The following is a 13,848-nucleotide window of genomic DNA, read 5'->3' as shown; positions in this document are numbered from 1 at the left end:
TTGACACCGACGACGGGGCCGTGCTAGACTGCGTCGGGCCCGGGCCCATAGCTCAGCGGTAGAGCAGCGGACTCATAATCCGTAGGTCCTTGGTTCGAATCCGAGTGGGCCCACCAGCGGCTGCATTGCGGTCGGGCGATTAGCTCAGCTGGTTAGAGCGCCGGTCTCACATACCGGAGGTCACTGGTTCAAGTCCAGTATCGCCCACCACCAACGCTTCGATAGGCGCGGAGGCAGGCCCGTGCGCGAGGTGCTCGAAGCGCTCCTTGATCTTCAACGGATCGACGTGGAGCTCGCCGGACTCGAGGCGGCGAAGGCCCGGCTGCCGAGGAGGCTCTCCGAGCTTGCCCTGCAGAAGGAGCGCCTCCGCGCGGCGGTCGCCGACGTCGAGGAGAAGCTGGCGGCGGCGCGCAGCGACCTCGTGCGGCGGCAGCGCGACCTGGACGGTCTCGCGGCGAAGCGCAACGACCTCATCGGGCGTCAGCTCATCATCAAGACGAACGCGGAGTACGCCGCGCTCACGCACGAGATCGAGTTCGTGAAGCGGGACATCGCGGAGGGAGAGGACGCCGTCCTGCGGCTCATGGAGGACGCCGAGAGGCTTGCGGCGGACGTCGAGGCCGTCAGGGCGAACGCGGAGCGGGAGACCCAGGCGATCGACGGGCGCATCGAGGAGCTGACGAAGCAGCTCGAGGCCGCCGGCGATGACGTCGCCGTGAAGCGCGACGAGCGCCTCAGGACCTCGAAGCGCGTGGACCCCACGACGCTCGCGAGATACGAGAGGATCCTCGCAAGCAAGGGAGACACGGCCGTTGCCGCGATCGAGAACGGCACCTGTTCGGGGTGTCACATGCGGCTTCCGCAGCAGACCATCATCGAGGTGCGGCGCGGGCAGCAGTTCAGGCTCTGTGAGGGGTGCGGGCGGATCCTGTCGTGGAGGGGGGAGGGGGGCGGTGGGTAGGTCGGAGGAGCGGGTGATCCTGTCCATCCTCGACGGGACTGGCTGGAAGGCGGCGGCAGCCGGCGCCGGCATCGACGAGCGCCGTGCGGAGAGCTTCCTGGCGGGCGTGGCGAAGATCGCGGCGAGGCTCGGCGAACGCCCCGAGCGCGAGGCGCCGCCGGTCGCCGAGGCCACCGGCGGGCGACGCGCGCGGCGGGCGGGGACGCACGAGGAGCTGGTCCTGCACACGGACGGCGCCTCGTCGGGCAACCCGGGTCCGTCAGGCGCCGGGGTCGTCATCGCCGACGCCTCGGGCGGCATCGTTGAGGAGATCCACCGGCACATCGGGCACGCGACCAGCAACGCCGCCGAGTACGAGGCGGTCCGGCTCGGGCTGTCGAGGGCCGTCGCGCTGGGAGCCAGACGCGTGCGCGTCCGACTCGACAGCGAGCTCATCGCCCGCCAGCTCAGCGGCCGATACAAGGTGCGGCACCCCGGCCTCCTCGACGCCTTCCTCAAGGTCGAGGCGCTCATCTCGCGGCTCGACGACGTCAGGTTCGAGGCGATCCCACGAGAGAAGAACGCCCGCGCGGACCGGCTCGCCCGATTGGGGGCGCGCCGCCGCGGGTGAAACGCAGGCGTGCCGGCGCGCCGGCCGCCACAGTCAAGGCCAGGGGGCGGGGAGGAGACCAGGCGGTCGCGGGTTCGGCTTCGGCCGTCCCGAGGAAAGTCCGAGCTCCGCAGGGCAGGGTGCTGGGCAACTCCCAGTGGGAGCGATCCCAAGGAAAGTGCCACAGAAAGGGAAACCGCCTAAGGGGCCCCTCCGGGGCTCCCGGCAAGGGTGAAAAGGTGAGGTAAGAGCTCACCAGTGCTCCCGGCGACGGGGGCAGCTTGGAAAACCCCACCCGGAGCGAGACCAAGTAGGAGAGGAGAAGCGGCCCGCTTCGCTATGACTCTCGGGTAGGTCGCTCGAGGCGCCGGGCAACCGGCGTCCCAGATGAATGACCGCCACGGAAGGTCATCCCTTCCGACAGAACTCGGCTTACGGCCTGCTCTCTGCCCCAGGACACACCAGGACGACGGTCATGACACGGTCACCGGAGCGTGCGGCGGCTTCGCCGCCCCGGCTCAGCGAGGTCGCGCAATCGAGGACGAAGTGGAGGCTCCCGGACGGCGGCGTCTCGGAGTCGGCGCGCGCCCTCGCGGCGGAGATGGGCGTGCCGACGGCGTTCGCCTCGGTGCTCGTCACCCACGGCATCGCGACGGAGGCGGAGGCCCGCGCCTTCCTCTCCCCGGACCGCGCGACGCTGTGCGACCCGGAGGATCTGCCCGACCTCGAGCCCGCCCTCGCGCGCCTTCGCGAGGCCATCGACCGGCGGGGGCGCGTGTTCGTCTGCGGCGACTACGACGTCGACGGCATCACGTCGGTCGTGCTCGTCAAGCGCTGCCTCGAGTCGGCCGGCGCTTCCGTCGGCTACTACATCCCCAACCGTCTGATCGAGGGGTACGGGCTCTCGGAGGGCGGCGTCCTCGCGGCGAGGGACTTCGGGGCGGACCTCATCGTGACCGTGGACAGCGGCGTCACCGGGCACGACGAGATCGGCATGGCCCGGTCGCTCGGGATCGACTCGATCGTCATCGACCACCACGAGCCGCAGGACGACCTGCCCCCCGCGCTGGCCGTCGTGGATCCCAAGCGGAAGGACTCGCGCTATCCGTTCAAGGACCTTGCCGGCGTCGGAGTCGCGTTCAAGGTCATGGAGGCGCTCGCGCGGGACTACCGGGACGTCGCCTACACCGTCGAGGAGAGCCTCGACCTCGTCGCCATCGGCACCGTCGCCGACATCGTGCCGCTCGTGTCCGAGAACCGCGTGCTCACGACGCTCGGCCTCGAGCGGCTGCGCGTGACCTCCAACGCCGGGCTGCGCGCGCTCATGGACGTGGCGGGCGTCGAGTCGCTCGGGGCCCGGGCCTCCCACATCGGCTTCGCCCTCGGCCCGCGGCTCAACGCCGCCGGTCGCCTCGGTGACGCCCGGATCGGCGTGGAGCTGCTCACGACCGACGACAGCGCGAAGGCCGCGGCGATGGCGAAGCAGCTGGACCTCGAGAACCGGAGGCGCAGGGAGCTCGAGTGCCGCGTGCTCGATCAGGCGACGCGCATGATCGACGAGTCCTCGCTCCTGGACAGCCGGCTCTCCATCGTTCTCTGGTCCTCCGAGTGGCACCCCGGCGTCATCGGGATCGTGGCCTCGCGCATCGCGAAGCTCCACAACCGGCCGACGATCCTGCTGTCCGTGGCCGACGGCGCCTGCAAGGGATCGGGCCGGAGCATCCCGGGCTTCGACCTCCACGCCGCGCTCGCCGAGTGCCGGCACTGCCTCGACAGCTTCGGGGGACACCGCCACGCCGCCGGCGTCTCGCTGGCCGAGGGCCGCCTCGACGAGTTCTCCTCCTGCATCGAAGCCGCCGTGTCGCGCTCGCTCACGCCGGCCGACCTCGTTCCCGTCGTGGACGTGGATGCCATCGTCTCGCTCGACGAGTGCGACTTCGAGCTCGTGAGGCTCATGGCCGGCATGCGCCCCTTCGGCGTCGGCAACCCCGAGCCCGTGCTGGGTGCGACGGGCGTGAAGCTCGTCTCGGCGCGCTCGGTCGGGAACGGGCACCTCAAGATGACGGTGGCGCAGGGAGACCGAGTCATGGACGCCATCGGCTTCGGCATGGCGGACGCCCTCGCCGACCTCCGCGCCGGAGGCGGCACCGTGTCCCTCGCCTTCGTGCTCGAGGAGAACACCTGGCGCGGCGTGACGGGCCTGCAGCTTCGCCTCAGGGACGTGCAGACCGGGCCGGGCTAGGGCCTCCACCCAACGCGCGACCGCGCGGGCGGTGCTTTCCGATGACGGGAACCGAGTTCGCAGCCAGAGCTCTCGAGCTCGACCCGAGGCTCTCGACCGACCTCGTGGCGCGCGCGCACGACCTCGCCGCCGCCGCGCACGCGGGGCAGGCGCGGAGGTCCGGGGACGACTACATCGTTCACTGCGAGGAGGTCGGTCTCATCCTCGCCGAGCTCAGGCTCGACTCCGCGACCGTGGCGGCCGGGCTCCTCCACGACGCCGTCGAGCAGGGCAACGTCGCGCTCGACGATCTGCGACGCGGGTTCGGGGACGAACTCGCCGAGCTCGTCGACGGCGTCACGAAGATCACCGGCCTTCGGTTCGAGAGCCGGGAGCGGGAGCAGGCGGAGAACTTCCGCAAGATGCTCCTCTCCGTGGTCAGGGACATCCGCATCATCCTCGTCAAGCTCGCCGACCGCCTCCACAACATGCGGACGATCTCCCACCTGGAGCCCGAGCAGATCGCGCGCATCTCCCGCGAGACGCAGGAGATCTACGCGCCGCTGGCGGGGCGCTTCGGCATGGGGCGCATCCAGCGCGAGCTCGAGGACCTTGCCTTCATGCGGCTCGAGCCCGCGGCGTACCGCGAGCTCAGCGAGGCCGTCGACGCGACGCGCGCCGACCACGAAGCGATCGTCACGGAGGTCACCGGTCCCATCCGCGACCTCCTCGCGAGCGAGGGCGTGGAAGCGCAGATCTCGGGGCGGGTGAAGCACCTGTCGAGCCTCCGCCGGAAGATGCTCGCGCGGAGCAAGCGACTCGACGAGATCCACGACTTCTTCGCGGTCAGGATCATCACGGGCGGCATCGGCGACTGCTACCGAATCCTCGGTCTCGTGCACACGCTCTTCGCTCCCGTCCACGAGCTCATCAAGGACTACGTCGCCTCGCCGAAGGCCAACGGGTACCGGTCACTCCACACGACCGTGCTGGGGCCGCGGCGCCGGCTGGTGGAGATCCAGATCCGCACGCCCGAGATGCACGAGCAGGCGGAGGTCGGCATCGCAGCGCACTGGGCGTACAAGGAGGGGCGGGCGGGGGACGAGCTCCTGAGAAGGCGTCTCGCGTGGGTGAGGCAGCTCCTCGAGGGCAACGTGGACGTCACCGAAGCGTCCGAGTTCCTCGAAGCGCTCAAGGTGGACCTGTACCGCGACGAGATCTTCGTGTTCACGCCCAAGGGCGACGTGAAGGAGCTGCCGAAGGGGGCCACGCCGCTCGACCTCGCCTACGCCGTGCACACCGACGTCGGCAACTCGTGCGCGGGCGCGCGGGTGAACGGGCGGCTCGTGCCGATCAGGCACGCGCTCGAGAGCGGTGACACCGTGGAGATCATCAGGTCCGACTCGGCCCGGCCCAGCCGCGACTGGCTGAACCAGGTCGCGACGTCGCGGGCGAAGAGCAGGATCAGGCACTTCCTGAGGATCCAGGCCGACGGCGAGAGCGTCGTGCTCGGCCGGCGGATCATCGACCGGGAGATCCGGAAGGCCGGGCCGGCCGCCAGGGACGTCGCGCTCGACGACGTGGCGCAGAGCTTCGGACTCGACGGCGCGCAGGAGCTCGCGGCCGCCGTGGGACGCGGCGAGGTCGGCGTGACCGACCTGGCGCGACGCCTCCGACCCGAGGCGGAGCGCCCGGCCGGCATCGTGGGCCGCATCGCGCGGCGCGTCGTCCGTCGCGACGCGGGCATCAGACTCGACGGGATCAGCGACGTCATGATCCACTTCGCCAGGTGCTGCCAGCCGCTGCCCGGGGACCAGATCGTGGGGATCATCACGCGCGGCCGGGGCGTCTCGGTCCATCGCGTGGACTGCCCCAACACCTTCGCCCCCAGCGTGGACGAGGACCACAGGATCAAGGTCGAGTGGGACGTCAGGCAGGGGCAGACGTTCCCAGCCGGCTTCGTCGTCACGGGTTCTCCCCGCCGCGACTTCCTCGCCGACGTCTCCAAGGCCATCTCGGACCAGGGCGTCGAGGTCTCGTCGGCCACGCTCGCGTCGGAGGACGGGCTGGCGGTGGCGCGCTTCGACGTCGAGGTGGGCAACCTCCACAGGCTGAGGAAGCTCCTTCGAGCGGTGTCGGCGGTCCGGGGCGTGCGGGGCGTCGAGCGGAGGCGCGGTACCGGGGAGTCGGCGACCTCGCGCCCGAGGGAGGAGCCGTGAGGGCGGTGGTCCAGCGGGTGCGCTCTGGCGCCGTAACGGTCGGGGGCGAGGCGGTCGCCGCCATAGGCCACGGACTCGTCGTCCTGCTCGGCGTCGCGCTCGGCGACACCGCCGACGACGCGGCGCGGCTCGCGTCCAGGGTCGCGGGCCTGAGGATCTTCGACGACGGCGCGGGGAAGATGAACCTCTCGGCGCTCGAGACGGGAGGGGCCGCGCTTGTCGTCTCGCAGTTCACGCTCCTTGCCGACTGCCGCCGTGGGAGGCGCCCGAGCTTCGCCGCCGCGGCGGGCGCCGAGGAGGGGCGGGCGCTGTACGAGCGCTTCGTCGAGCTCCTCAGGGGCGAGGGGCTTCCGGTGGAGACCGGCAGGTTCGGCGCCCACATGCTGCTCGCGCTCGAGAACGACGGGCCGGTCACGCTCGTCGTGGACAGCAGAGAGGGGCGCGACCCCTCATGACGGAGGCCGCGTGTCCTGCGGGTTCGTGAGCGATCTCGTGGATGAGCCGCCGCTCGTGCTCGCCTCGGCGTCACCCAGGCGACGGAGGATCCTCGAAGGCCTCGAGCTCGACTTCGTCGTGGACCCGACCGGCATTCCCGAGGACGCGGCCGCGGGGGAGACGCCGGCCGAGCACGTCGTCAGACTCGCCCGCGCCAAGGCCGACGCCTCCGCGCGCGGGCGCGACCGCGGCACCGTGCTCGGCGCCGACACGATCGTCGTGCTCGACGGAGCCCTGCTCGGCAAGCCGGAAGGCCCGGCGGACGCGGCCCGGATGCTGCGGACCATCAGCGGCCGGTGGCACGAGGTGTACACCGGGATCGCGCTCGTGCGGTGCTCGGACGGCGCCGTCGTGTCCGGGTTCGAGCGCACGCGGGTGCTCGTTCGCGACCTGACCGGTCGCGAGATCGACGCCTACGTCGCCGGCGGCGAGCCGCTGGACAAGGCGGGCGCGTACGCGATCCAGGAGTGCGGGGCGGCTCTCGTGGAGCGCGTGGACGGCTGCTTCTACAACGTCGTGGGGCTTCCCGTGGTGCGGCTCCTGTCGCTTCTTCGGGAGCTCGGAGCGGCGCCGGGCTGACGGAGGATCGATGCCGGGACCACTTCCCGTGAGGACCATCGAGTGGCTTGGGGACCGCGTGAGGTTCGTGGACCAGACGCGGCTTCCGGACGAACTCGCGTTCGTCGAGACGCGCGACCACCGCGTCGTGGCGGACGCGATCTCGCGGCTCGCGATCCGGGGAGCGCCGGCCATCGGCGTCGCGGCCGCGCTCGGCGTGGCGCTGGCGGCCCTGGAGAGCCGCGCGCCGGACGCCGTGGGCCTTGCGCGGGACGTCGAGGAGGCCGCGCGCGCTCTCGAGTCCACGCGGCCGACCGCGGTGAACCTGCGCTGGGCCGTGGAGAGGATGCGCGCGGCGCTCAGGCGCTCCGCCGCGGGCGGCCCGGACGCGGCGCGCGCGGCGCTCGTCGAGGAGGCCGTCGCCGTGATGGAGGAGGACCGCGAGCTCTGCGGGAGGATCGGCGCGCACGGCGCGTGTCTCATCGCTGACGGGGACACGGTCCTCACGCACTGCAACGCCGGCGCGCTCGCAACGGCCGGCGACGGCACCGCGCTCGCCGTCGTCTACGCCGCGGCGGCCGAGGGGAAGCGCGTTCGCGTGCTCGCCGACGAGACCCGGCCGCTCCTGCAGGGGGCGCGGCTCACCGCGTGGGAGCTTCAGGCGAGGGGCATCGACGTCACGGTGCAGTGCGACGGCGCGGCGGCCTCGGCGATCGCCGGCGGCGCGGTGTCGCTCGTGATCGTCGGCGCCGACCGGATCGCCCACAACGGCGACGTCGCGAACAAGGTCGGCACGCTGCCGCTGGCCATCGCCGCGATGCGGTACGGCGTGCCCTTCTACGTGGCGGCCCCGTACTCGACGATCGATCCGACGGCGGCCACGGGCGCCGACATCCCGATCGAGGAGCGCTGCGCCGATGAGGTCGTCCTCTGCGGAGGGCGTCGCGTGGCGCCCGAGGGCGTCCGGGTGCGGAACCCGGCGTTCGACGTCACCCCGGCCGACCTCGTGACGGCGATCGTGACCGACCGCGGCGTGCTGAGGCCGCCGTACGGGGCGTCCCTCGTCGGCGCCCTGGGCAGGACGGAGCCTTGACAGCCCAGGAGTCGCCTGCTACACTCGCTCGTTCTGAAGAAGCGGCAGGAGGGGATCTGCCGCACTGAGCCGAGCGCGTTCGGGCCCCGGGGTCGCCCCGCGTCGTCGGGGAGCTCCGGGCGCCGGCGGTTCGGCGTGCCCTTGTGATGCCGGAGGTGTGGTTCGATGCCAACGCATGTCACGAAGCCGGGAGAGGTGGTCCGGCAGCACTTCGTGGTCGACGCCGAGGGGCAGGTCCTCGGACGGCTGGCCTCGAAGGTCGCTTCGGTCCTGAGAGGGAAGCACAAGGTCGTGTTCTCGCCCTCCGTGGACGCCGGGGACTTCGTCATCGTCGTCAACGCCGCCAAGATCGAGATCACCGGCAAGAAGCTGGATCAGCACAGCTACTTCAGCCACAGCGGCTACCCGGGGGCGGCGCGGTACCTCAAGATGCGCAAGCTCATGGAGGCGGCCCCCGACAGGGTCGTCCGTCATGCCGTGAAGGGGATGCTCCCGAAGAACAAGCTCGGGCGGAGGATGCTCAAGAAGCTCCGCGTGTACGCGGGGCCCGAGCATCCCCACGAGGCGCAGAGGCCTGAGCCGCTCAGCATCTGAACGAGGGTGGCCGGCGCGGACCGGCCGAAAGGAGACGCTGGATGACAGGCGCGTTGCGGGCAGTGGGACGGCGCAAGGAGGCGATCGCACGCGTGCGGCTCGTTCCGGGCACGGGACAGCGCACGGTGAACGGGCGCGCGCTCGACGCGTACTTCCCCCGCTCCACCGTCGTGAAGACGGTCCTCGAGCCCCTCGAGTTGACCTCGACGCTCGACCGCTACGATCTTCACGCGAACGTGACGGGCGGCGGCATCACGGGGCAGGCGGGAGCGGTGAGGCTGGGGATCGCGCGGGCGCTGATCCGGCTGGACGAGAACCACCGCAAGCCGCTCAAGCAGGCCGGGATGCTGACGCGCGACCCGAGGGTGAAGGAGCGCAAGAAGTACGGCCAGAAGGGCGCTCGCAAGAGGTTCCAGTTCTCGAAGAGGTAGTGGTGGGAGGACCCCGCTTCGGCCGCCGCGCGCGGAGGGAGACGGGGATCACGCACGCGGCCCGACCGACACGGGGGTCCGCTTCCGGCGACGCCGGGCGCGGCCCGAGCGGGGAGACGGTCGCGGAGGCACGAACCTGAGGGAAGGAGTCCGGACGATGACCGCACCCGACATGCGCGCCCTGCTCGAAGCGGGCGTCCATTTCGGCCACCAGACCCATCGGTGGAACCCCAAGATGAAGCCGTTCATCTTCATGAAGAGGAACGGGATCCACATCATCGACCTCGCGAAGACCGTCGCCTGCATGCAGACGGCCCAGGCCGCCGTGAACGACGTCGTCACGCGCGGCGAGCGCATCCTCTTCGTGTGCACGAAGAAGCAGGGCCAGCAGATCGTGCGCGAAGAGGCCCTGCGGTGCGGGATGCCCGCCGTGACGGAGCGGTGGCTCGGGGGGACGCTCACGAACCTGCGCACGATCCGGAAGAGCGTTCGGCGTCTCGAGGACATCGAGAAGATGTCCCAGGACGGGACCTACGAGTTCATCCCGAAGAAGGAAGCGCTTCACTACGAGCGCGAGAAGGCGAAGCTCGACAAGGTCCTCGCCGGCTTCCGCGAGATGGACAGGCTCCCCGGGCTGCTGTTCGTGGTGGACACCCGGAAGGAGCGCATCGCGGTGAACGAGGCGAACAAGCTCGGCATCCCGATCATCGGCATCCTCGACACCAACGCCGATCCGGAGAAGATAGCCTACCCGATCCCCGGCAACGACGACGCCATCCGGTCCATCAAGCTCATCACCGCGTTCATCGCCGACGCCGTCCTCGACGCGCGGGCGTCCCAGCTCGAGGGACGGGATGTCGCCCCCGTCGAGGTCGCGCAGGAGTCGGCCAGCGCGGAGAGCGTCGTCCAGTAGACGGGGCGCGCCGCCGCGGCGGCGCGTATCGGTGCTCCAGTTCGTGACCCACCCATCCGGAAGGAGCGTCATGGAGATCACAGCTGCCCTGGTCATGCAACTCCGGGAGAAGACCGGCGCCGGCGTGATGGACTGCAAGGTGGCCCTGGCCGCGACGGGCTGCGACGTCGAGAAGGCCGTCGAGCACCTCCGCAAGAGCGGCGTGCTCAAGGCCGCGAAGAGGGCCGACCGGGCCACGGGGGACGGCCTCATCGTCTCGTACGTGCACCCGGGGTCGAAGCTCGCCGTGCTCGTCGAGATCAACTGCGAGACCGACTTCGTCGCGCGCACGGAGCAGTTCCAGACCTTCGCGAAGGACATCGCGATGCACGTCGCGGCGCAGAATCCCGTCTGCGTCGGCCGCGAGGACGTCCCCGAGGCGCTCCTCGCCAAGGAGCGAGAGATCTACCTGGAGCAGGCGAGGGCGACCGGCAAGCCGGAGAACGTCCTGGCGCGCATCGTGGACGGCCGCGTTGAGAAGTTCTTCTCCGAGGCCTGCCTCATGGAGCAGCCGTTCGTGAAGAACCCGGACGTCACCGTGAGCGACCTCGTCAAGCAGATGATCGCGAGCTTCGGCGAGAACATCCGCATCCGGCGGTTCGTGAGGATGAAGCTCGGGGAGGACCTCCCGGGCGCAGAGAAGCCGGCGTCCGATGGCTGCGGCGTATAGGCGCGTCATCCTCAAGGTGAGCGGCGAGGCGCTGTCCGGCGACGGGAGACCGATCTCGCCGGAAGCCGTCTTGCGCCTTGCCTCCGAGGTCAAGGCCGCGGTCGACCTCGGCGTTGAGGTCGGGCTCGTGGTCGGCGGGGGCAACATCGTCCGCGGCGTCACGGTCGCGGGCGGGGCCGACGCCCGCGTCGCGGCCGACCACATGGGGATGGTCGCGACGATCCTGAACGCCCTCGCGCTCAGGGCGGCCTTCGCGTCGCTCGGCGTGAGGGCCTCGGTCATGTCTGCCGTCCCGTGCGGCCCCCTGGCCGACCCCTACGACCACCGCAGGGCCGGCGCTCTCCTCTCCGAGGGCGCGGTCGTCGTCTTCGCGGCCGGCACCGGCAACCCGTTCTTCTCGACCGACTCGGCTGCCGCTCTCCGCGCCGCGGAGCTGGGCGCCGACGCGCTCCTCAAGGCCACCAAGGTCGACGGCGTGTACGACTCCGACCCCGTGAAGAATCCCTCGGCGAGGCGCTTCGAGACGCTCACCCACCTCGACGTGATCAAGGGCGGTCTGGCGGTCATGGACCTGACCGCCGTCTCGCTGTGCAGGCAGCAGAAGCTGCCGATCGTTGTCTTCGCCCTCTCCACGCCGGGCAACGTGGCCCGCGCCGTGAGGGGCGAGACGATCGGCACGCGCGTCATGGAGGAGTAGCCGATGGAGCGGTTCGTGGCCGACACCAGACAGAGGATGGAGAAGACCATCGAGACCGTGAAGAAGGAGTTCACCAAGATCCGCACGGGGAAGGCGACCGTCTCGCTGCTCGACGGCGTCCGCGTCGACGCCTACGGCAACACGATGCCGCTTCGGCAACTCGCCAACATCAGCGTCCCCGAGGCGCGCCTGCTCGTCGTCCAGCCGTGGGACAAGAAGATGCTCGGCCCCATCGAGAAGGCGATCCAGGCCGCCGACCTGGGGCTGAACCCGTCCAACGACGGGCACCTGATCCGGGTCCCGATCCCGCCCCTGACGGAGGAGCGGCGCAAGGAGCTCGTGCGCCTCGTCCACAAGCTGGCGGAGGAGGGCAGGGTGGCCGTGCGGAACGTGCGCAGGGATGTCAACGAGGTGCTGAAGCAGCGTCTCAAGGAGGGCACGATCTCCGAGGACGACTTCCACCGCGCGCACGACAAGACCATTCAGGAGATCACGGCGGAGTTCGTCCGCGAAGTGGACCAGGTCCTCGCGGCCAAAGAGAAGGAACTCATGGAGGTCTGACGGCCGCGCGACGTCGCGGCGGGAGGAGCGAACGTGGCATACACGATCACCGACGCCTGCACGGCCTGCGGGGCCTGCGCGAGCGTGTGTCCTGTGGAGGCCATCAGCGAGGGAGACGAGAGGTACGTGATCGACGCCGACGCCTGCACGGACTGCGGGCTGTGCGCCGACGAGTGCCCGTTCGATGCGATCACGCAGGGCTAGGCGGCCCTCTGACGCAGGCGGGGCGCTGAACCCGGCCGGGCTCCCCGGCCACGTCGCCGTCATCATGGACGGCAACGGACGCTGGGCGAGGAGGCGCGGGCTTCCCCGCGTCGCGGGACACGCCGCCGCGCGCGAGGCCGTGAGGAGCGTCGTGACGGCCGGCGCCGAGCTGGGTCTTCGGTACCTCACGCTCTACACGTTCTCGATGGAGAACTGGGAGCGCCCCCGGGCCGAGGTCGCCGCCCTCATGCGCCTGCTCGACCAGACGCTGGCCGAGCAGGCCGACGAGATGGACCGGAACAACATCCGCCTCGCGGCCATCGGACGCCTCGACGCGCTTCCCAAGTACGTCCAGTCCAGGCTTCAGCGCACGATCGAGCGGCTCGCGAGGAACGACGGCCTCACGCTCACGCTCGCCCTCAGCTACGGCGGCCGCACCGAGATCCTCGACGCGGTCAGGGCGATCGCCGAGGCCGCCCGGCGCGGAGAGCTGGAGCCGGCGTCCCTCGACGAGCGCGCCTTCCGCGACTTCCTCTGCGCTCCGGGACTGCCCGATCCCGACCTGCTCATCCGCACGAGCGGCGAGCTCCGCGTCAGCAACTTCCTGCTGTGGCAGATCGCCTACACCGAGATCTACGTCACCGACACGCTCTGGCCCGACTTCCGCAAGGCCGATCTCCTCGCGGCGATCGCGGACTACCAGAGGCGGGAGCGGCGTTTCGGACGCGTGGCCGGTCGCTCCGGGGGGCGCTGACGCATGGCTCTCGATCGAGAGAAGCTCGCGCAGCGACTGCTCACGGCGGCCATCGGCGTGCCGATCGCCATTGTCAGCGCGCTCGTCGGGGGCATCCCGTTCCTGCTCGCCATCAACCTCGTCATCCTCCTCTGCCTCATCGAGTTCTACCGGATGATGGAGGCGAAGGGCATCCGGCCGTACAAGACCGTCGGCGTGGCGGCCGGCCTCGGCGTCTCGTGGTACGTGTACTTCCAGGGCGGCGTGTTCTCGAGCCTCTTCATCACGCTCGTGCTTCTCGTCATCATGGTCCTCGAGCTCTTCCGCCGCGACGGTGAGCTCGCGGTCTTCCACATCTCGTCGACGATCCTCGGCGTGTTCTACGTGGCGTGGCTCGGGAGCCACATCATTCTCCTGAGACAGCTCGGGGAGGGCGCGCCCGCGGGCGATCTCGGCGGGTCCTTCGTGATCCTCACGCTCGCGCTGGCGTGGGGGACGGACACGGGAGCGTTCTTTGCCGGGAACCTCCTCGGGCGGCGGAAGCTCCTGCCGAGGGTGAGTCCGGACAAGTCCGTGGAGGGCGTGTGGGGCGGCGTCGTGACCGCCCTCGCCGTCGCGTTCCTCGCGAAGGCGACGTTCGCGACGTACCTCACTGCGCTCGACGCTCTCACGCTCGGACTCGTGGCGCCCGCGGCCGCCGTGCTCGGCGACCTCGTGGAGTCACTCATGAAGCGCGACGTGAGGATCAAGGACACGTCGCGGGCGCTGCCGGGCCACGGGGGCATGCTCGACCGGTTCGACAGCGTGCTCTTCGTGGCGCCGCTCGTGTACTACTACTTGCGCTTCGTCGTGGTGTAGGCGGGCGTCCCG

At 70.6% G+C, this 13,848-nt stretch carries 16 protein-coding genes, 2 tRNA genes and 1 other RNA gene; all 19 read left to right on the top strand.

What is annotated here, in order from left to right; genetic code table 11:
• Window positions 1-41 precede the first annotated feature (41 nt).
• The 19 genes from FJY74_00310 to FJY74_00220 all read left to right on the top strand — a co-directional run bounded on the left by FJY74_00310 (window position 42) and on the right by FJY74_00220 (window position 13,836).
• Window positions 42-116, top strand: a tRNA-Ile gene (locus FJY74_00310).
• Between the two features lie 17 nt (window positions 117-133).
• A tRNA-Val gene (locus FJY74_00305) sits at window positions 134-210 on the top strand.
• Between the two features lie 31 nt (window positions 211-241).
• Window positions 242-961: a hypothetical protein gene (locus FJY74_00300; protein MBM3306761.1), complete on the top strand. Its 720-nt coding sequence runs from the start codon at window positions 242-244 to the stop codon at window positions 959-961.
• A gap of 214 nt (window positions 962-1,175) precedes the next feature.
• Entirely contained in the window at window positions 1,176-1,571 is a 396-nt protein-coding gene (locus FJY74_00295; protein MBM3306760.1) for a ribonuclease HI family protein, read from the top strand.
• 50 nt (window positions 1,572-1,621) lie between these two features.
• Window positions 1,622-2,000: RNase P RNA component class A (gene rnpB, locus FJY74_00290), an RNA gene on the top strand.
• Window positions 2,001-2,025: 25 nt separating this feature from the next.
• The gene (gene recJ, locus FJY74_00285) at window positions 2,026-3,792 is read left to right on the top strand and encodes a single-stranded-DNA-specific exonuclease RecJ (protein MBM3306759.1); all 1,767 of its coding nucleotides are present in this window, start codon (window positions 2,026-2,028) and stop codon (window positions 3,790-3,792) included.
• A gap of 41 nt (window positions 3,793-3,833) precedes the next feature.
• Entirely contained in the window at window positions 3,834-5,990 is a 2,157-nt protein-coding gene (locus tag FJY74_00280; protein ID MBM3306758.1) for a bifunctional (p)ppGpp synthetase/guanosine-3',5'-bis(diphosphate) 3'-pyrophosphohydrolase, read from the top strand.
• On the top strand, window positions 5,987-6,445 hold the full coding sequence (locus FJY74_00275; GenBank protein MBM3306757.1) for a D-tyrosyl-tRNA(Tyr) deacylase: 459 nt from the start codon (window positions 5,987-5,989) through the stop codon (window positions 6,443-6,445). The genes FJY74_00280 and FJY74_00275 overlap by 4 nt, the downstream gene beginning before the upstream one ends.
• Before the next feature lie 37 nt (window positions 6,446-6,482).
• Window positions 6,483-7,064: a septum formation protein Maf gene (gene maf, locus FJY74_00270; protein MBM3306756.1), complete on the top strand. Its 582-nt coding sequence runs from the start codon at window positions 6,483-6,485 to the stop codon at window positions 7,062-7,064.
• Window positions 7,065-7,074: 10 nt separating this feature from the next.
• Window positions 7,075-8,136 carry an S-methyl-5-thioribose-1-phosphate isomerase gene (gene mtnA, locus FJY74_00265; protein ID MBM3306755.1) on the top strand — a complete coding sequence of 354 codons (1,062 nt, stop codon included), beginning with the start codon at window positions 7,075-7,077 and terminating at the stop codon, window positions 8,134-8,136.
• A 165-nt stretch (window positions 8,137-8,301) separates the two neighbouring features.
• Complete coding sequence (gene rplM / locus FJY74_00260; protein MBM3306754.1) at window positions 8,302-8,730, top strand: 50S ribosomal protein L13; 429 nt, start codon at window positions 8,302-8,304, stop codon at window positions 8,728-8,730.
• A 41-nt stretch (window positions 8,731-8,771) separates the two neighbouring features.
• Complete coding sequence (gene rpsI / locus FJY74_00255) at window positions 8,772-9,161, top strand: 30S ribosomal protein S9 (GenBank protein MBM3306753.1); 390 nt, start codon at window positions 8,772-8,774, stop codon at window positions 9,159-9,161.
• Between the two features lie 172 nt (window positions 9,162-9,333).
• Window positions 9,334-10,074 carry a 30S ribosomal protein S2 gene (gene rpsB, locus FJY74_00250; protein ID MBM3306752.1) on the top strand — a complete coding sequence of 247 codons (741 nt, stop codon included), beginning with the start codon at window positions 9,334-9,336 and terminating at the stop codon, window positions 10,072-10,074.
• A 70-nt stretch (window positions 10,075-10,144) separates the two neighbouring features.
• Complete coding sequence (gene tsf / locus FJY74_00245) at window positions 10,145-10,783, top strand: translation elongation factor Ts (protein MBM3306751.1); 639 nt, start codon at window positions 10,145-10,147, stop codon at window positions 10,781-10,783.
• Window positions 10,767-11,480 carry a UMP kinase gene (locus FJY74_00240; GenBank protein MBM3306750.1) on the top strand — a complete coding sequence of 238 codons (714 nt, stop codon included), beginning with the start codon at window positions 10,767-10,769 and terminating at the stop codon, window positions 11,478-11,480. The genes tsf and FJY74_00240 overlap by 17 nt, the downstream gene beginning before the upstream one ends.
• 3 nt (window positions 11,481-11,483) lie before the next feature.
• On the top strand, window positions 11,484-12,041 hold the full coding sequence (gene frr / locus FJY74_00235) for a ribosome recycling factor (GenBank protein ID MBM3306749.1): 558 nt from the start codon (window positions 11,484-11,486) through the stop codon (window positions 12,039-12,041).
• A gap of 33 nt (window positions 12,042-12,074) precedes the next feature.
• The gene (locus tag FJY74_00230) at window positions 12,075-12,245 is read left to right on the top strand and encodes a 4Fe-4S binding protein (GenBank protein ID MBM3306748.1); all 171 of its coding nucleotides are present in this window, start codon (window positions 12,075-12,077) and stop codon (window positions 12,243-12,245) included.
• A complete protein-coding gene (locus tag FJY74_00225; GenBank protein ID MBM3306747.1) occupies window positions 12,226-12,999 on the top strand; it encodes an isoprenyl transferase in 774 nt (257 codons plus the stop codon). Before FJY74_00230 ends, FJY74_00225 begins: the two co-directional genes overlap by 20 nt.
• 3 nt (window positions 13,000-13,002) lie before the next feature.
• Complete coding sequence (locus FJY74_00220) at window positions 13,003-13,836, top strand: CDP-archaeol synthase (GenBank protein MBM3306746.1); 834 nt, start codon at window positions 13,003-13,005, stop codon at window positions 13,834-13,836.
• Window positions 13,837-13,848 lie beyond the last annotated feature (12 nt).

This window comes from Candidatus Effluviviaceae Genus I sp., from assembly GCA_016867725.1.
In the GTDB taxonomy this organism is placed as follows: Bacteria; Joyebacterota; Joyebacteria; order Joyebacterales; family Joyebacteraceae; genus VGIX01.
This window is presented reverse-complemented; position numbering and strand designations above follow the sequence as displayed.